Origin of the sequence: Pantoea nemavictus (assembly GCF_037479095.1) — a bacterium.
GTDB classification, from domain to species: domain Bacteria; phylum Pseudomonadota; class Gammaproteobacteria; order Enterobacterales; family Enterobacteriaceae; genus Pantoea; species Pantoea nemavictus.
The window spans coordinates 397,209-415,985 of record NZ_JBBGZW010000002.1 but is presented as its reverse complement, the minus strand read 5'-3'; the positions used below and the strand labels follow the sequence as shown (position 1 = coordinate 415,985).

General features: G+C 51.7%; 14 protein-coding genes. 8 read left to right on the top strand and 6 right to left on the bottom strand.

Going from position 1 to position 18,777, the window contains the following annotated elements; genetic code table 11:
• Nucleotides 1–109 precede the first annotated feature (109 nt).
• Nucleotides 110–295 carry a con-10 family general stress protein gene (locus tag WH298_RS21510; protein WP_007886009.1) on the bottom strand — a complete coding sequence of 62 codons (186 nt, stop codon included), beginning with the start codon at nt 293–295 and terminating at the stop codon, nt 110–112.
• A gap of 300 nt (nt 296–595) precedes the next feature.
• Between WH298_RS21510 and WH298_RS21505 the strand changes: the two genes are divergently transcribed.
• The 4 genes from WH298_RS21505 to WH298_RS21490 all read left to right on the top strand — a co-directional run bounded on the left by WH298_RS21505 (nt 596) and on the right by WH298_RS21490 (nt 6,337).
• The gene (locus WH298_RS21505; protein WP_007886011.1) at nt 596–2,050 is read left to right on the top strand and encodes a sugar porter family MFS transporter; all 1,455 of its coding nucleotides are present in this window, start codon (nt 596–598) and stop codon (nt 2,048–2,050) included.
• Between the two features lie 64 nt (nt 2,051–2,114).
• On the top strand, nt 2,115–2,831 hold the full coding sequence (locus WH298_RS21500; RefSeq protein WP_180823982.1) for a YoaK family protein: 717 nt from the start codon (nt 2,115–2,117) through the stop codon (nt 2,829–2,831).
• Nucleotides 2,832–3,046: 215 nt separating this feature from the next.
• Nucleotides 3,047–4,927: a PTS beta-glucoside transporter subunit IIABC gene (gene bglF, locus WH298_RS21495; RefSeq protein WP_180824300.1), complete on the top strand. Its 1,881-nt coding sequence runs from the start codon at nt 3,047–3,049 to the stop codon at nt 4,925–4,927.
• A 15-nt stretch (nt 4,928–4,942) separates the two neighbouring features.
• Nucleotides 4,943–6,337, top strand: coding sequence for a glycoside hydrolase family 1 protein (locus WH298_RS21490; RefSeq protein WP_007886017.1), 1,395 nt, complete (start codon nt 4,943–4,945; stop codon nt 6,335–6,337).
• Nucleotides 6,338–6,384: 47 nt separating this feature from the next.
• Here WH298_RS21490 and licT read toward each other — a convergent pair whose 3' ends face one another.
• The 4 genes from licT to WH298_RS21470 all read right to left on the bottom strand — a co-directional run bounded on the left by licT (nt 6,385) and on the right by WH298_RS21470 (nt 10,069).
• Nucleotides 6,385–7,248, bottom strand: coding sequence for a BglG family transcription antiterminator LicT (licT, locus tag WH298_RS21485; protein ID WP_180823981.1), 864 nt, complete (start codon nt 7,246–7,248; stop codon nt 6,385–6,387).
• A 198-nt stretch (nt 7,249–7,446) separates the two neighbouring features.
• Nucleotides 7,447–7,794, bottom strand: a complete 348-nt coding sequence (yajD, locus tag WH298_RS21480) for an HNH nuclease YajD (protein ID WP_007886021.1) — start codon at nt 7,792–7,794, stop codon at nt 7,447–7,449.
• A gap of 233 nt (nt 7,795–8,027) precedes the next feature.
• The gene (locus tag WH298_RS21475; RefSeq protein WP_007886022.1) at nt 8,028–9,059 is read right to left on the bottom strand and encodes a methionine synthase; all 1,032 of its coding nucleotides are present in this window, start codon (nt 9,057–9,059) and stop codon (nt 8,028–8,030) included.
• A 26-nt stretch (nt 9,060–9,085) separates the two neighbouring features.
• A complete protein-coding gene (locus tag WH298_RS21470) occupies nt 9,086–10,069 on the bottom strand; it encodes a DUF1852 domain-containing protein (protein ID WP_049853282.1) in 984 nt (327 codons plus the stop codon).
• Nucleotides 10,070–10,536: 467 nt separating this feature from the next.
• Here WH298_RS21470 and eptB point away from each other — a divergent pair, with 467 nt between their 5' ends.
• On the top strand, nt 10,537–12,195 hold the full coding sequence (gene eptB / locus WH298_RS21465) for a kdo(2)-lipid A phosphoethanolamine 7''-transferase (protein ID WP_180823980.1): 1,659 nt from the start codon (nt 10,537–10,539) through the stop codon (nt 12,193–12,195).
• A gap of 133 nt (nt 12,196–12,328) precedes the next feature.
• The gene (locus WH298_RS21460) at nt 12,329–12,868 is read left to right on the top strand and encodes a DUF2058 domain-containing protein (protein WP_007886025.1); all 540 of its coding nucleotides are present in this window, start codon (nt 12,329–12,331) and stop codon (nt 12,866–12,868) included.
• Between the two features lie 16 nt (nt 12,869–12,884).
• Here WH298_RS21460 and WH298_RS21455 read toward each other — a convergent pair whose 3' ends face one another.
• Nucleotides 12,885–13,583 carry an RluA family pseudouridine synthase gene (locus WH298_RS21455; protein ID WP_180824299.1) on the bottom strand — a complete coding sequence of 233 codons (699 nt, stop codon included), beginning with the start codon at nt 13,581–13,583 and terminating at the stop codon, nt 12,885–12,887.
• Between the two features lie 190 nt (nt 13,584–13,773).
• Between WH298_RS21455 and WH298_RS21450 the strand changes: the two genes are divergently transcribed.
• Together WH298_RS21450 and WH298_RS21445 are read left to right on the top strand one after the other, a co-directional pair.
• Entirely contained in the window at nt 13,774–14,256 is a 483-nt protein-coding gene (locus WH298_RS21450; RefSeq protein ID WP_180823979.1) for a cold-shock protein, read from the top strand.
• A 219-nt stretch (nt 14,257–14,475) separates the two neighbouring features.
• The gene (locus WH298_RS21445; protein WP_180823978.1) at nt 14,476–18,510 is read left to right on the top strand and encodes an Ig-like domain-containing protein; all 4,035 of its coding nucleotides are present in this window, start codon (nt 14,476–14,478) and stop codon (nt 18,508–18,510) included.
• Nucleotides 18,511–18,777: the final 267 nt, after the last annotated feature.

Below are 18,777 nucleotides of genomic sequence, written 5' to 3'. Positions count from 1 at the left end.
CCGCTACGACATGTGCGGCGATTGAAAAACGCAGTGGGTTGGTTAGCGGAAAACCCTTTGACGGTTAATAGGGGATGCCAATCCATGGCGAACAACATCCTAAGGCGCCTTACTCAGACTTCGTTGGAGGACGACGGCTTATTTTGCCTCCTTTCCGGCCCGCTTCAACGGCTCTTTCAGGGTCGTTTCTGAAGTTGCCACCGCTGGCTTTGCCTCCCGCACTGCCAGCTTCTTTTGCACGTTCCGGATTGTTAGCAAAATTCCCTGCGCCGCCTCTGTAGCTCTGTTTGTTCATAGGAAGACCTCTTATCAATGTTCCATTAGATTTAAGGACTAGCTAGTCACGCTGAAATTCTAGTCGGTGGTTTTGGTAAAGCCAGGGCGAAAAGCATGATCATTTGAAACAGATCAAAAGAAGTTTTATTGGCTATCGCGTTGTTCCAATAAGCAATGACGTCGATCACACCCTTCACAGTGCGTTTTCTAACCGATTAACAGTGACCTTCGTCACATTTTAAAAATCCTGTCTATACTTTTGCCTTTTGGGATTACGCCTTTGCGCCCGCGCGGCGCGTTCAATATGCAGGGAACAGGAATGGAAACATCGCAGCAAAACAATGAAGACGACTCAGCACTAAGCAACCTTACCGTGAAACAGCGCCTGTTTTTTGTGGTGCTGGTGGCCACCATGGGAGCGCTGGCGTTTGGTTATGACACCGGGATTATTTCCGGCGCATTACCGTATATGACCTTACCGCCCGATCAGGGCGGCCTCGATCTCACCCCCTTCACCGAAGGTTTAGTGACGTCATCACTGATCTTCGGCGCCGCACTTGGCGCTTTTCTTAGCGGTTACTTCTCCGACCGCTTTGGTCGCCGCATTACGCTGCGCAGCCTGGCGCTGATCTTCGTCGCCGGCGCCATTGGTACCGCATTGGCGCCTAATCTGCATGTGATGGTGGCGATGCGTTTCCTGTTGGGTATCGCGGTGGGTGGCGGATCGTCAACCGTGCCGGTATTTATTGCAGAAATCGCCGGGCCTAAACGTCGCGCACCGTTGGTGAGTCGCAACGAGCTGATGATCGTTTCCGGCCAGCTGCTGGCGTATGTGGTCAGTGCGCTAATGAGCTATTTGCTCAATGATTCGCATATGTGGCGTTACATGTTAGCGCTGGCGATGATTCCGGGTGCGTTACTGTTTATCGGTACCTTCTTTGTACCGGCTTCGCCGCACTGGATGGTGGCAGAAGGGCGCATCAAAGAAGCAAGCCGTATTCTGCACAAGCTGCGTGAAACGCCGCGCGAAGTGCGAAAAGAGATGGCGGAGATGCGTCAGCATGCCAAAGCTTCGCGACAGGGACCGTCCGCTCGTGAACTGTTGCAGCAGAAGTGGGTGATGAGGCTGCTATTGGTGGGTGCGGGGTTGGGTATTGTTATCCAGTTCACCGGCGTGAATGCCTTTATGTATTACACGCCGGTGATTTTGAAAACCACCGGCATGGGCACCAACGCCTCGATTGCCGCGACCATCGGAAACGGTGTGGTATCAGTCATTGCAACCATAGTCGGTATCAAAGCGGTGGGGCGTTTTGGACGTCGTACCATGCTGATGACCGGGCTGACGGTAGTCATTGCCATGCAGCTGGCGCTGGGTTGTGTGCTGCTGTTGATGCCACAAAGCATGACGCAAAGTATGTTCGCGCTGGCGGCCATTCTGGTGTTCCTGTTCTTTATGCAGATGTGTATTTCACCGGTTTACTGGCTGCTGATGTCCGAGCTGTTCCCGATGAAATTGCGCGGCGTGCTAACCGGTGCGGCGGTGTCGTTCCAGTGGATTTGCAACGCGGCGGTGGCCTTTGCTTTCCCACCGTTGCTGGCCGCTACCGGTAACGCTGCCTTCTTTATCTTTGCCGCCATTAACGTCGCATCGCTGATCTTCGTTATTACGATGTTGCCGGAAACCAAAGGCAAATCGCTTGAGCAGATCGAAAATGAGATGCGCGATCGTTTTAGCGAGCAGGATCAGGAAGCAGCAGACGGCGTCGCTTAACCGCGCTTGAGAATTCCTGGCTGCGGGGGGAAGATACGCATCTTTCACCGGGCCAGGAATTGCCATGCTGATCACCGCCGAGAACACCCGCACCTTTAATACCGACATTCGCCTGGCCTGCACGCTGGCTGCGGTAGCCGGCGCGCTCAACACCGCCGCGTTCGAGACCGTCGGTTTCTTTTCGGCAAACATGACTGGCAATGTCTCCTCGCTTTCCGATCATTTGGCGAAAGCCAATCTGCACGTCGGCCTGTTTTTTCTCCTCATCGTCTTGCTGTTTATCGCCGGTTCATCGGTCTCAACGTTGATTATTAACTCTGGCAGAAGACGCCAAATCCGCGGCATCTACGCGATCAATATCCTGATTGAAGGCATTGCGCTGCTGGCGCTGGGCGTGATGGAAAGCGCGTTTCGATTCAGCGGCTCTGGCGTGCTGTTAGTGCTTAGTCTGAGTTTTCTGATGGGCTTGCAGAACGCGGTAGTGACGCGCATCTCCAACGCGCGCGTCCGTACCACGCATGTTTCGGGGACCGCCACCGACATCGGCATTGAGTTAGCGATGCTGTTTGATGTGCTGCGCCGCAAAGAATCCCCCAAAGATGCGCCACTGTATATCGAGCGGTTGAAACTGCATTGCTACACCGTACTGGCCTTTCTTGGCGGCGGCGTTTTGGGGATTTGGCTGCTGCAGGTGATGAGCTATCTACTGTTAATCGTGATTGGTGCGCTGCTGAGCGTGCTCGCGTTAACCGCGCTTAAACGGAGCGCATCGTCGCAGTAAACAGTGATGTGCTTCACGCTTTGTTACGCCGCTGCGGAAAATTGCTTGCCACTTTCCCCACGCTGTAAGCAAGATAGCCCGCGTTAAGGATTGTTACTGTTCGGCAGGCAAAACCTGAGGCGCGCCCTTTTTCATTTCGAAGAGGGCGCGCCTCAGGTTTTTTTTTGCGCGAAATTCGGGGCATCAATGCAGGGCATTGTTCAGGAGAAAGAGTGATGCAATATCAGGAACTGGCGGATGAGATCGTTGCCGGCGTCGGCGGCAAAGCGAACATTATCAGCGTGATGCACTGCGCCACGCGTTTGCGCTTCAAGCTCAAAAACAGTCAACAGGCGCAAACGGCGGCGTTGAAAAACAATCCTGGCGTGATCATGGTGGTGGAGAGCGGCGGCCAATATCAGGTGGTGATTGGTAATCAGGTTGCTGAGGTCTATCGCGAACTGACCGCACGACATGCGCTGGACGATCGGAGCGCCGCCACCGATAACGAGGCACCACAAGGCCTGTTTGCCCGCTTTATCGATCTGGTTTCCGGCATTTTCACCCCGTTTATTGGCGTGATGATCGCCTCCGGCATTATTAAAGGATTGCTGGCGCTGGCGCTGGTGATCGGCGTGATGGATGCCAGCAGCGGCAGCTACAAGGTGCTGTTTGTTGCCAGCGACGGTTTGTTCTATTTCCTGCCAATTCTGCTCGGCTACAGCGCCGGGAAAAAATTTGGCGGCAATCCGTTTGTCAGCATGGCGATTGCCGCTGCGCTGGTGCATCCGATGATTCTTGAGGTGCTGCAACAGCAGCAACAGGGCAACGCGCTGACGTTCATTGGCATTCCACTGGAAGTGCTGAACTACAGCTCTTCAGTGATCCCGATTATCTTTGCCGCCTGGGTTTCCAGCCTGATTGAGCGCTGGGTGCATCCGCGTTCGCCCAGCGCGGTGCGTAACTTCACCACGCCGTTATGCTGCCTGCTGATTACCGTGCCGCTGACTTTTCTCGCCATTGGCCCGGCGGCCACCTGGTTAAGCCGCATGCTGGCCGAAGGCTATTTGTGGATTTATAGCCTGAGCCCAATGATTGCCGGTGCGGTGATGGGCGCCATCTGGCAAGTGTGCGTCATTTTTGGTCTGCACTGGGGATTGGTGCCGATTATGCTGAATAACCTCGCCAACTTTGGTCACGACACCTTGCTGCCACTGCTGATGCCTGCGGTGCTGGGGCAGGCGGGCGCAACGCTGGGCATCTTCCTGCGTACCCGAGAGGCTAAGCTGAAAGCGATGGCGGGATCGGCCTTCACCGCCAGCATCTTTGGCATCACCGAGCCGGCAGTATATGGCGTCACGCTGCCGCGCCGTCGTCCGTTTATCTTCGGTTGCATTGGCGGAGCGCTGGGCGCGGCGATTCTCGGTTTCTGGCACACCACCATTTACTCCTTTGGCTTCCCGAGCGTCTTCACCTTTATTCAGGTGGTGCCGAACAGTGGCATTGATGCCAGCGTGCTGGCGGCATTCGCCGGTGCAGCGGTGGCGCTGCTGTTTGCCTGCGTCACCACCTATCTATTTGGCCTTAGCGAAGTAGCCGCCACGCCGGCAGCGGCAGTAACACCGGTGCCCGCCGCGGTTGCACCGCCTGCCAGCCTCACGCGACGCGAAAGCGTGGTGAGCCCGATGGCGGGAGCAGTGATTCCGCTGGAGCAGGTCAAAGATGAAACCTTTGCCAGCGGATTGTTGGGCAAAGGCGCGGCGATTATCCCGCAGCAGGGGCGCGTGGTTTCCCCGATAAACGGCGTGGTGTCGTCGATATTCCGCACCGGTCATGCCATCGGCCTGACCTCAGAACAGGGCGCGGAAGTGCTGATCCACGTTGGCCTCGACACCGTGAAGCTGGACGGACAATTTTTCCACCCCAGGGTCGCGAACGATCAGCCGGTTAAGGTGGGGGATGTGCTGCTGGAATTCGATCACGATGCAATCAAAGCCGCAGGATTCGATCTCACCACGCCAGTGCTGGTGAGTAACAGTGATGATTTTGTGGATGTATTAACCCTGAGCCACACGGCGGTGAGCGAAGGCGCTCCGCTGTTGGCCGTGCTGAAATAACCAAGGAGTAAGCAAATGACTAAACGTTTCCCGGATGAATTTTTGTGGGGTGGCGCGGTTGCCGCCAATCAGGTTGAAGGGGCTTATCAGGAAGGCGGTAAGGGCTTATCTACGTCGGATTTACAACCGAAAGGCATTTTTGGCGCGCGTGTGGAGCGCAGCGGTGATGACTTTGGTATCAAAGATACCGCCATCGATTTCTATCACCGCTTCCCGCAAGACATCAAACTATTCGCCGAAATGGGCTTTACCGTGCTGCGTACCTCAATTGCCTGGACGCGCATTTTCCCGCAGGGCGACGAAGCCGAGCCGAATGAAGCGGGGCTGGCCTATTACGATCGTCTGTTCGATGAGATGGCAAAATACAACATCACGCCGCTAGTGACACTGTCACATTATGAAATGCCGTATGGCTTAATCAAAAAGTACGGCGGCTGGGGCAATCGCATCACCATTGATTGTTTCGAGCGTTATGCGCGCGCAGTGTTCACCCGTTTTCAGCACAAGGTTAAGCTGTGGCTGACCTTCAATGAAATCAATATGTCGCTGCATGCGCCTTTCACCGGCGTGGGTCTGGCGGAAGAGAGCGACCAGCAGGCGATTTATCAGGCGATTCACCACCAGCTAGTGGCGAGTGGTCGCGCGGTAAAAGCCTGCCATGAAATCGTGCAGGACGGCAAAATTGGCAATATGCTGCTGGGCGCGCTGCTTTATCCATTGAGCTGCCGACCGGCGGACGTGCTGGAAACCCTGCAGCAAAACCGCGAATGGCTGTTCTTTGGCGATGTGCAGGTACGCGGCGCTTATCCGGCGTATATGAAGCGGTTCTTTGCCGATCGCGGCATCACTATTGCGATGACCGACGAAGATAAACGCGACCTGCAAAACACCGTCGATTACATCTCCTTCAGCTACTACATGACCGGCTGCGTCACCACCAATGAAGAGGATAATCAGAAAGCGCGCGGCAACATTCTCTCAATGGTACCGAATCCACATTTGCCGAGTTCTGATTGGGGCTGGCAGATTGATCCAGAAGGGCTGCGCATTCTGCTCAATATTCTTTACGACCGTTATCAGAAGCCGCTGTTTATCGTGGAAAACGGGCTAGGCGCCAAAGATGTGGTAGAAGCCGATGGCACTATTAATGACGATTACCGCATTCAGTATCTCAACGATCATCTGGTGCAGGTGCGCGAAGCGATTGAGGATGGCGTCGAGGTGATGGGCTATACCTGCTGGGGCCCGATTGATTTAGTCAGCGCATCCAAAGCCGAGTTTTCCAAGCGCTACGGTTTTATCTATGTTGATCGTGATGATGCCGGCAACGGCACGCTGGAACGTTCGCGCAAGAAGAGTTTCTTCTGGTATCAGGACGTGATCCGCAGTCATGGTGAAGCGTTGAAATAACGTAGGTGGCGAGGTTTTCGTAGGATGCGCATTGATGCGCACCCTGTTTAAGCCTCGTCGGCATCTTCCTGCAACGCCAGCGTCTCTTTGCGCACGCGTTCAATATGAATCGTCAGAAACATGCGTTCTTCGCTGGAAAGTTCATACAGATATTTCTGCTGAATATGTTGGTCGATTTTCATCGCACATTGATAGGCAAGGGGATATTTGTCGCGCACCACATCATGCAGTGATTCATCCTCGCTCCACACGCCGCGTTTACCCAACATGCGCTGGGCGAAAAACTTCAGGTGGTTGACGAAGCGGTTGTAACTCAGGCTATCGGTGCGGTAATCGAGCTGCAGCCGATACTTCACGATATGCAGAATCTCCTGCATAAACTGCGTGATGTGCGAGACATCAGCGAAGTCGCTGCCGAGCTGCGCATTCACCAGATGTAACGCAATAAAGCCGGCCTCATCTTCCGGCAGCATGACACCCAGTCGCTTACTGATCATCTCCAGCGCTTCAAGGCCAAGCGAGAACTCCTTCGGATACAGCGTTTTAATCTCCCACTTCAGCACGTTGCGAATCGGAATGCCCTGCTGATGACGCTCAATGGCAAAGTGACAGTGATCGCACAGCGCGATGGAGAGACTTTCATGCAGCGGTTGGCCAAGCTGCTGACGTGCGTTGGTGATAATCAGTTCGCTGGTGGTAATCACCTCCAGCGGAATATCCGACAGCAGTTCGCTGAGCCGTCCGGTTAAGGCATCGCTTTGTAGCGCAAACACTTTCTCGATCTGCTGCGCATCCAGTGTGTCGCCGACGCGCTTCTGAAACGCTAAACCGCGTCCCATCACCACCTGCTCTTTGCCGTTGTCGCCCAGCACCACCGCGACATTATTGTTGAGGATTTTCGCGATTTTCATTTTTCTCAGCCCTGAAAATAAAAAACCTGACCCACCGGGAGGACGGCGTGTCAGGTTTTGCCTGCGCTGAACGCAGTAACAATCTCGCGAGATCATAATCGGCTGAGGATTTCCGACAAGCAGAGCGACAGTTAAATGTGAAATGCATCATGTTTCTGGACGATTAACCCGGCGCGATTAGGGTTTAGTCGACCTTAATTATTTCTTTTTATTAAGCATCGCTTTTAAATCCGCAAAAGGATTATAGGTGGCTTCACCGACATCCTTTTGCGCATCTTCCCCCGCTACCACGCTAGTGCCGTATTGATCGGCTTCCGTGTATTTAGAGTGCTCATGGTCATGGCAATAGAGACACAATAACTCCCAGTTGCTGCCATCTTCCGGATTATTGGTGTGGTCGTGATCGATATGGTGCACCGTCAATTCACGTAGGTTGGAGTAAACAAATTCTCGCGAGCAGCGTCCACACACCCACGGATAAATTTTTAATGCTTTCTCACGGTAGCCGCTTTCCAACCGGGTGTAGTTTTTGGGAATCAAAGCCATTGCCGAGGTACCTGTTAAAAGAGAGTGATTTATTTTGATTGCAGCAAACTAATCCAGACAGCAGGGTACTGCAAGTGGCGGGCAGATTCAGCTATTGGCCCTTAAAACGGGAAGGGGAAATCGTGGCGATTACAGCGTGGCTAGCACTCAGTCCGGTTGCGGGTTCAGGAGCGGGAAACCTGACCGCGCAATCCGGACTGAGTTAACTTCAATTGCTCAACTCTTCGGCGCGATTATTTCGCCTGCAGCTCTTTGCGCACGATCTCTGCGCCGGCACTTAACGCATCCAGCTTGCCGCGCGCGACACCACGCGGTAACGGGATCATGCCACAGTTGGTGCACGGATAGAGCTTGTCGGCATCGACATACTGCAGCGCTTTTCGCAGCGTAGCAGCAACTTCCTCAGGCGTCTCGATGGTGTTGGTCGCCACATCAATCGCACCAACCATCACCTTTTTACCGCGAACCAACTCCATCAGCTCCATTGGCACATGCGAGTTTTGACACTCCAGTGAAATGATATCGATGTTGGATTTCTGCAGTTTAGGGAAGATCTCTTCATACTGACGCCACTCTGTACCCAGCGTCTTTTTCCAGTCGGTATTGGCTTTGATGCCATAACCGTAGCAAATGTGCACAGCGGTTTCACACTTGAGGCCTTCGATGGCTCTTTCCAGCGTGGCAATGCCCCACTCATTCACTTCATCAAAGAAAACGTTAAATGCGGGTTCATCGAACTGAATAATATCGACACCCACCGCTTCTAATTCTTTGGCTTCTTCATTGAGGATTTTAGCGAATTCCCACGCCAGCTTTTCACGGCTTTTATAGTGATTATCATACAGCGTATCAATCATGGTCATGGGACCAGGCAGCGCCCATTTAATCGGTTGGTCAGTTTGGGAGCGTAAGAATTTAGCATCCTCAACAAACACCGATTTTTGGCGGCTTACCGGACCAACCACGGTTGGAACACTCGCTTCATAGCGATTACGGATTTTAACAATTTCACGCTTCTCAAAATCAACGCCGTTGAGGTGTTCAATAAAGGTAGTGACAAAGTGTTGGCGCGTTTGCTCACCATCACTAACAATATCGATACCCGCCTGTTGTTGATCTTCCAGACACAAACGAAGCGCATCTTGTTTGCCGTCGATTAATTCCTGATCTTGCAATTTCCACGGTGACCACAGCGTCTCCGGCTGAGCAAGCCAGGAAGGTTTAGGCAAACTGCCCGCAGTGGACGTCGGTAATAATTTTTTCATCGCAGGTGACCTTATTTTTTTATCAATCAAAGAACGGAATTGGCAAACCATTGCTCAAGAATAGTTTGATATGGTTTGATGAAGTTCTCTTCAGTGAACTTTCCTTGTTCAATAGCCAACTGGCTACGTTCTTCTCGATCATAAACAATCTGAGTTAACGAAAAATCGAGGTGGTTCAGGCTTGGCTGATAGTATTTTCCGGCTGCAGAGTTAGCGTTGTAGATCTCAGGACGATAGATCTTTTGGAAAGTCTCCATCGTGCTGATGGTACTGATCAGCTCAAGATTGGTGTAATCACTGAGTAAATCGCCATGGAAATAAAATGCTAAAGGCGCAACGCTGTTAGCAGGCATGAAATAACGCGCACGTAATCCCATTTTGCCGAAATATTCATCCGTCAGGGAGAGTTCATCCTGCTGATACTCTACGCCGAGCACCGGATGTTCATTGCCGGTACGATAATAGGTGTTTTTGCTTGAAACGCTGAGGCAGATAACCGGCGCTTTTTTGAAGTTATTTTTATACGCCTCCGAGTTAACAAAATATTTGAAGACGTTGCCATGCAGTTCACCAAAGTTATCCGGGGTGCGGAACTCTGGATGATTTTTATTATGCTCGGACAGCAATACGCTGAAGTCATAGTCGCGCACGTAAGATGAGAAGTTATTGCCAACAATGCCTTCAATACGTTCATTGGTTTTTTTATCAACGATATTGGTTTTTAATATCTCAATCACCGGGAAGGTATTGTCATTGCCTGCTGTGGCGATCTTTAACTCAACGGAGACGATTTCGAGTTCAACAGCGTAACGATCCGCTTTCGGGTTATCCCAATGCGCCAGAGAATTGAAGCGGTTATCAATCATCACTAAAGCGTTGCGTAAATTATCCTGGCGTTTTTCGCCCCGCGCTAAATTCGCAAAGTTGGTGGTGATACGCGTGTTCTCGGAAGGATTGTAATTTTCGTCGAAACGCAGCGTCTTCACAGCAAAGTCAAAATGGTTAGTCATCGCAATCTGGCACCCTAATGTCGAATATCAAGCCCGATTAACTTGCAGGATTTCCCAGGTTTTTCTTCGCTGGTACTCTCAGGGAGTAGGCTTGATATTATTTTAAGTTATTAACAATGCATCTTTTATGCCTCAGTCTCTGGGTGAAAAAAAGTGATTTAATTTCAACGAACATGAACGAATTTCATGATGGCGTGCAGGATGAGGCATGGAGCAGATGCAGTAGGAGCCAAAATCCCAGTTTATGGCTAGCGACACTGCGGGATGGCAAAGGTGTTTGCCCAGCGCTGGCAGAGGTTGATGACTTAGGAAGCCTTGGCGCCATCCACCATCTACAACATATTGTTACATTATAACATGCTCATTCTTCTCGCTAGATTGAACCCATTCTCAACCTCGTCGTCTCAGCAATGGCACGTTTTTTACAGGGAACGAATTAATCTAGTTACACTAATAATGAGGCAAAGATGTTTAAACGGGGTTGGCTTGAGCAATTTTACGTACCGGGATGGGTATCGTTGTATGTCGGCATTTTACTTAATATTCCTATTTTCATTCGTCGCTATCATCAACTGCAATTTGACAATGTTCTGTCGGTCATCATTGAAGTCGTCGCCGCATTTTGTTTGGTGATGTTTTTAACCCTATTAATGTCATTAACCGGCAAGATGATTTCTCGGCTATTGATGACGCTGCTGGTGATATTTTCTAGCGCCGCCAGCTACTACATGATCTTTTTCAATATTGATATTGGCTATGGAATTATTGCTGCGGTGCTGGCGACGGATTCAATTGATCTCTCAAAGGAATCCATTGGCTGGCATTTCATGCTATGGCTGGTGGCAGTCAATATTATTCCGCTATGGCTGATTTGGCGTGGGTTACGCACCAGCTCAGCTGCCACAATTAATAAAAAACGCTACTGGTCTTATAAAACCGTGGCCATTCTGGTTGCTGCAATGGGTTGTTGGTTACCGCTCAACCTGATGGGTAAAATGCAAGATGAGCAAGACAAACACAACAATCGCATGATGGCCAGCTACGGCGGTATCGTGGCCGGGACCTATTCTCCTTCGAATTGGTTATCAGGCGTGGGATTACTGGCTTACAGTTCCTACAGCCAGGCGGAAGATAATCGTAATCTTTACGACCCAACGGATCATTATCGCTATAACCCGCCCAAGGATGCTGACAACCTCTATATCGTGTTTGTGATTGGCGAGAGCGCACGCCGCGATCATATGGGACTTTACGGTTATGACCGTGACAACACGCCTTATCTCGACCATGAAAAAAATCTGGTTCACCTGCAGGGTTATTCTTGTGATACCTCAACTAAACTCTCGCTGCGCTGCATGTTTGTGCGCGAAGGCGGGGCGTCAGAAGCCCCGCAGCGAACGCTGAAAGAGATGAACGTATTCACGGTAATGAAGAAACAGGGCTTTTCTGAAGAGCTCTATTCTATGCAGAGTGAAGCCTGGTTCTATAACAAAGTTATGGCAGACAGCTATGCATTACGGGAATCTATTCAGGCGGAAAAACGCCATGTAGGGCAACCGGTGGATGATATGGCGTTAGTCACGGAACTCCAGGATTCCATTCAGCGCCATCCTCAGGGCAAGCATATCGTTATTCTGCATACTAAAGGTTCGCACTATCTTTATACGGAACGTTATCCTCGTTCATTTGCGCGTTATCAACCGGAGTGCCAGGGCATTGATGATGCATGCAGTACGCAGGAGATGATTAATTCGTATGACAATAGCATTTTGTATACCGATTACTTTCTTAAGCAGACGTTTGATAGCCTGAAAGATAAAAATGCCATTGTCTTTTATGCCTCCGATCATGGTGAATCGATTTCCGATAACCTGCATTTCCACGGCACGCCGCGTGACCATGCACCTATGGCGCAGCGCACTATTCCAATTATGGTCTGGGCCTCGGATAAATTCCTGAGTAATAAGGATCACAAAGCCTCGTTCGCACAATTAGAGCAGCTGCAAAATAATAAAACGCCGGTGTTTCACGAGAAGCTATTCGACACTATTTTAGGCTGTTCTGGCTTTACTTCTCCTGATGGTGGTATTAATCCGGCGAGAAACTGGTGCGCCCATACGGAATAGGGGTTATTGCTGCATAGCGTGACTGAGGCGAAAGTGGCTATCATCGCTTCCCCTCTTACGGTCACCAGGCTGGCACAGCCGCGGACATTCCAGCTATAATCCCCCAAATTCTTCAACCGGTTCAGACCTAACAATGACAAAACTCACCTTACAAGAGCAGATGCTTAAAGCTGGCTTAGTCACCAGCAAAAAGATGGATAAAGTGCAAAGAACGGCCAAAAAATCACGCGTTCAGGCGCGTGAAGCAAGAGAGGCTGTGGAAGAGAATAAAAAAGCGCAGCTTGAGCGCGATAAGCAGTTGAGCGAACAACAAAAGCAAGCGGCTTTATCCAAAGAGTATAAGGCTCAGGTGAAGCAACTGATTGAAATGAACCGCATCGACATTTCGAAAGGCAATATTGGTTTCAACTTCACCGACGGTAATTTAATTAAAAAAATAATGGTGGATAAAACCACTCAGGCTCAGCTGATTAGTGGTCGTCTGGCTATTGCGCGTTTGGTGGTTGATAACAATGGTGAGAGTCAATACGCCATCATTCCCGCCAGCGTAGCCGATAAAATTGCGCAGCGAGATGCGAACAGCATTGTCTTAAACAGCGCCCTGAGTCAGGAAGAGCAGGATGAAGAAGATCCGTACGCTGATTTCAAAGTGCCTGATGATTTGATGTGGTAATCCCGTTAATTCTGCTTCAGAACGGGCTGTTGCTGCGTGCAGTTATCCACTCTTCCGTAATGGGATGAACAAAATGCAGCGCGCTGGCGTGCAGCATCAGCCGTGAGATTGGTTCGGTCCCCGGCAACAGGCGGCCGCCATACAGGTCACAGCCCCAAATCGGGTGGCCCAGCTGCTGGCAGTGAATACGCAGCTGGTGAGTGCGCCCGGTTTCCGGGCTTAGCGCCACCCGCGTTAACGGCAGTAACGTCCCATCTTCACACTCGTGATAAAAACGCTCAATCACCTGATAGCGCGAACGCGCGGGCTTACCGAGGATGGCGCAAATCGACATCCTGGGGAACAGCGCCGGATCTTTCGCTATCGCCGCGTCTATCACGCCCTGATCATGCTCCAGATGCCCACACAGCAGTGCGTTGTACTCCTTGGTCACGCTGCGCTGACTGAATTGCTGGCACAGCGCGGCATTCATCGCTTTATTGCGGGCAATCACCATCAAACCTGAAGTCCCAAAATCAAGGCGGTGAACCAGCGTGCAGCCGGGAAACGTTTTTACCAGCCGGTGATGGACTGAATCGAGATTTTGCGGATTTTTCCCGGACAGGCTGAGCAAGCCAGCAGGCTTGTTGATCAGCAGCAGGTGTTCGTCCTGATAAACAATCTCTATCTCTTCAGTACAGGGCGGGGCAATAAAGGTATCGATAATGGAAGACATCAGGCTGCCCGGCTGGAAGGTGGGGGCGGATAATAACCAATTTTCCGCTGACTGGCGAATCTGACCCGCCGCAGATTCGCCGCGCGGAAATTTATCGTCCACACTTACCCGGTAGACGTAGTCTGCGCAGGCATTGTGCATTACACTGCGCGCTGAAAAAACTGAGTAGATAACGATTAGGTAGGCGGTAATGGCGATGAACGGAACGATCACAACCTGGTTTCAGGATAAAGGTTTTGGATTTATCAAAGATGAGAATGGCGATAACCGCTATTTTCATGTGATTAAGGTCGCTAATCCTGAGCTGATTAAAAAAGATGCCGCGGTCACGTTTGAACCCACCACCAATAACAAGGGCTTGTCAGCCTACGCGGTGAAAGTGTCACCCGAAAGCAAATACATCTATATTGCTGGCGAACGCCTGAAACTCACCTCGATCAAAAATTACGTGGTGTATAGCGAAGAAGTGCCGGTCGAAACCCGTATCGATAAAGAGAATCCGGTGTTGTCGGTGGGTATATTGATGAACAGCATTAAGCCGAAAAAAGATGTTAAGCCTGATGAAATGCGCACGCTGAAAAAGCTGGCGATCACCACCTTCCAGGGAAGCACGCTCATTTTCTCGGCAGATGAGATTGACGTGGATGCCACGGTGAAAATGCTCAAGGTGTAAACCACTATTGTCCATTATTGCTGATTATTCAGGTGCGCACTCTGCGCACCTTAAAAACCTCGCCATACACTTCCATGCTCTACCGCCGCAACCCCTGAAGCAAAAAGCGCACCTAAGAAAGACCCGGCTTGTAGCCTGAGACGACGCATTATTGGTAATTTCTGAACGTTATAAATGTAGTCAGAAAATATATAATTCGTTTATCAAGGAGTTACAAATATGATACCAGGAAATGTATCACACTCAGCAAATCCCCTTTCCCGTCCCGCTATTATTTCCATTACATCCGATGCTCAGGATGCCGGTTTAATCTTACCCGGCGCAACCACGCTGGATCGCACGCCAACGCTGGCGGGCAGTGCTGCCCCGTTCAGCATGCTACGCATCATGGACGGCGATAATGTGATTAAGGTGGTAACAGCCGATGCAAAAGGAAACTGGAGCTTTACTCCCGTTCTGGCCAACGGCGAACATCGTTTAAGTGTCATGACAGCAGAAGGCATGCGCAGTGACGAGTACAGTTTTAATGTCGCCGCTATTCATCCACGCGAACCGCAAATCAGCCATATCTATGACAACATCGGCAGCGAAGGTTATCTGCGCCCGGGACAGTCTACTGACGACCAGTCACCGAAAATCTACGGCACCGCGCAGCCAAACCAAATCGTAACGCTGTACGCCAATAATGAGGCAGTGGGCAGCGTGCGCGCAGGTGAAGATGGTAGCTGGATGCTGGCAGAGAAATTGTCGCCGGGCGCGCAGCAGTTACATATCAGTGCTGGCGGTGAATCCAGCCAGCCTTTCAGCATTGATGTGCATGATTCATACGTCGATTTTGTTGGCCAAACGCAGATTGATAACGTTGAGGTGTTACTGCCGAACGGCGAATGGGCGCCGGTCAACCACGATGAAACCGTCGGTTCCGCAACGCTGCAGCTAGGCGGCAAAGTGACCTCGCAATACACCACGGTAGAGATTTACCTCAATGGTGAGCGCGTTTATCGCGACTATTCCGACTATAAAGGTGAGTGGCACTTCGAAGCCCAGCTCCAGGAAGGTCGCAATGAAATCAGACTGGTGACTGAAGAGGGCGGTAGCAGCGATATTTTCGTGGTTAATTACTCGCCGGTGGTGGTTGAGGAAGAGGTCGCGCAGGAGTTCAGTTCACCATTACTAATTGACTTCGCCATTCAGGGCAGTTTTGTAACAGCTGCATCGGTGTTGCTGGTGGGGGTTGCCGAACCGAATACGCTGGTGCGTATTTTTGTTGATGGCAAAGAGATTGGCAGCACGATGAGTAACGCCGGCGGCGACTGGAATGAAAGAGTCGAGGTTAACAGCGGCGGGAATTATGACTTCCATGTCGTGGCGGGCGATCAGCGCAGCGCCGATTTTAGCTTCAACGTCAATGCCAGCAAGTTCCCACGCCCAACCCTCAACAGCATGCTGGATGATGTGGGCGAAGGCGGCATCATCCGCAATAACGGCACCACCGACGACGCACAGCCGAAAATGTCCGGCACCAGCACGCGTAATGCGATAGTTGATATCTACTCCAACAACATTTTCATCGGTAGCGCAAAAGCCAATGAGCAGGGCGTATGGAGTTTTGAACCAACTTCGCCTCTGGCCACCGGTCCGCACCAAATCGAAGTGAAAGCCAACGGTATCACCAGCCAGAGTTTCTTCCTGAACGTCATCCCCGTTGAAGTTGAGCCTACGCCAGAGCCGACTCTGTTTATCGACGGGGCCATTCAGGGCAGCGCCGTCACGGCTGCATCCGTACTGCTGATGGGCTTTGCTGAACCGAATACGCTGGTGCGTATTTATGTTGATGGCAAAGAAATCGGTAGCACCATGAGCCAGGCCAGCGGTCACTGGGATGAAAGAGTCATTGTGAGCAGCGGCGGTAATCATGGCTTCTATGTGGTTTCCGGCGATCAGCAAAGTGCTGAATATCAGGTCAACGTCGATGCCAGCCGATTCCCGCGCCCAACGCTCACCAGCATGCTGGATGATGTGGGCGAAGGCGGCATCATCCGCAACAACGGCACCACCGACGACGCACAGCCAAAAATGTCCGGCACCAGCACGCGTAATGCGATAGTTGATATCTACGCCAACAACCTATTTATTGGCAGCGCAAAAGCCAATGAGCAGGGTGTATGGAGTTTTGAACCGACTTTGCCTCTGGTGACCGGCCCGCACCAAATCGAAGTGAAAGCCAACGGTGTCACCAGCCAGAGTTTCTTCCTGAACGTTATCGCGGTTGAAGAAGTTGAGCCAACGCCAGAGCCAACTCTGTTTATCGATGCGGCTATTCAGGGCAGCGCGGTGAATGCGGCATCTGTACTGCTGATGGGCTTTGCCGAACCGAATACGCTGGTGCGTATTTATGTTGATGGCAAAGAAATCGGTAGCACCATGAGCCAGGCCAGCGGTCACTGGGATGAGAGAGTGATTGTGAGCCGCGGTGGTAATCATGGCTTCTATGTGGTTTCCGGCGATCAGCAAAGCGCTGAATATCAGGTCAACGTCGATGCCAGCCGCTTCCCAAGCCCAACGCTCACCAGCATGCTGGATGATGTGGGTGAAGGCGGCATTATCCGCCATAACGGCACCACTGATGATGCACAGCCTAAAATGTTCGGCACCAGCACGCGTAACGCGGTGGTTGAAATCTACGCCAATAATCAGTTTATCGGCAGCACCAAAGCGGATGCGCTGGGCGCATGGAGTTTTGAACCTGAATCTGCTTTGGCAACCGGTGCTAACCAGATTGTGGTGAAAGCCAACGGTATCGCGAGTCAGAGCTTTAACCTGAACGTTATTGCCGTTGAAGAGGTTGAGCCAACGCCGGAACCTATTCCTGAGCCAGTTCCAGAACCTATTCCAGAACCGAAACCGGAACCGACGCCAGAGCCAACTCCGGAACCAACGCCAGAGCCAACGCCAGAGCCAACGCCAGAGCCAACGCCAGAGCCAACTCCGGAACCCACCCCGGAACCCACCCCGGAACCCACTCCACTGTGGATCACCGGTGTCTGGGAGGATGAGGCGCAGTCTCAGATCATCGATTCAGGCGCAAAAACGCAGTCAAACGACCTGTTTGTCACCGGTACGGCACCTGCAGGCGAACTGGTGCTCATCTATTCAGGCAAAAATGTTGTTGGCAGCGCCAGGGCTGATGCTGAAGGTAAATGGGTTGCCCAGACCACGCTCACCGCAGGTCAGCATCAACTGGAAATCGCCATCAATGGTCAACGACTGGATTTCCAGTGGGGAGTCCATGTTGAAGCCCTGGTAACCGAACCGGCACCGCAGCCAGAACCTGAGCCGCTGCCAAAACTGGCCATCACGTCAGTGATCTCCTCGGAAGGCAACATTGATGCGCTGAAACAGAGCAACGGCCTGACTGATAAAGAGCCGCTGATCGCTGGCTACGCACCGCCGCATTCAACGGTTGAGATCTGGGTGAATGGACGCCTCTCGCTCACTGAACGTGCCGATGCGAACGGCAAGTGGAGCGCGAGTCGCTGGTTTATTGATGCGGAACATACCCTGCAAATCAAGGTCGGTTCTCTTACCAGCGAAGCGGTGAAAATTACCGTTTCAGCCTATAACCTGCGTAAATTCATTGCCGCACAAGAGGCGAACGAGCAGGAAAATCTGACCCCAATCGTAACTGAACCTGCGCCAGAGCCAGCACCTGCGCCAAAACTGGCCATTTCCTCCGTTATCTCCTCGGCAGGCAACGTGGATGCGGTGCAACAGAGTAACGGCCTGACCGATAACGAGCCGCGCATTACCGGATTCGCGCCACCGCACGCAAAAGTAGAGTTGTGGGTGAATGGACGTTTATCGCTGACGGAATATGCCGATGCTGACGGTAACTGGAGCGCCAGCCGTTACTTCATCAGCACCGAGCATACTCTGCAGGTCAAAGTAGGTTCGTTGAGCAGCGAGCCGGTGCAGATTAAGGTGAACGCCCACAGCCTGCGCCAATACATCGCAGAGCAAGCCGCAGAGCAGGAAGCGCAGTCGATGGCAGAGACGTTTAGCTACAACGCATTACTGGCAGATGAAGCGCCACAACTGTTCCAGGCGTTTAGCACCTCAGCTGCACAGCCAGAGATGGAGTTGGTCATCAGTGACGCGGATATGCAGGTTGAAACCGGCTTAGACGGGGTTAACACCTTGATGAGCAGTGACGCGCTGTCAGCTGAACAGATGCAGGATCTGCTGCAAGCATAATCAGTTACCCGTCGTGGGCGTCGCTTGAAATCCCTATCGCCCACGGTCTTGACCAAGCCGCTATCGCTTAAGATAGCGGCTTTTTTTTTGAAATGTTGGCGTTATGCAAACGCCTTTCATTGCAATCTGCATTGCGAAAACAACGACAAATCAATAACTAAAACCTGAATTTCACCAATCCAGGCCGCGTCTCGTATTACCTCTGCTGTTCGTTTGAGACAATTCCCATATAACCCCACCCGTCTTCCTGCCGGGCTGGTTCAGTAA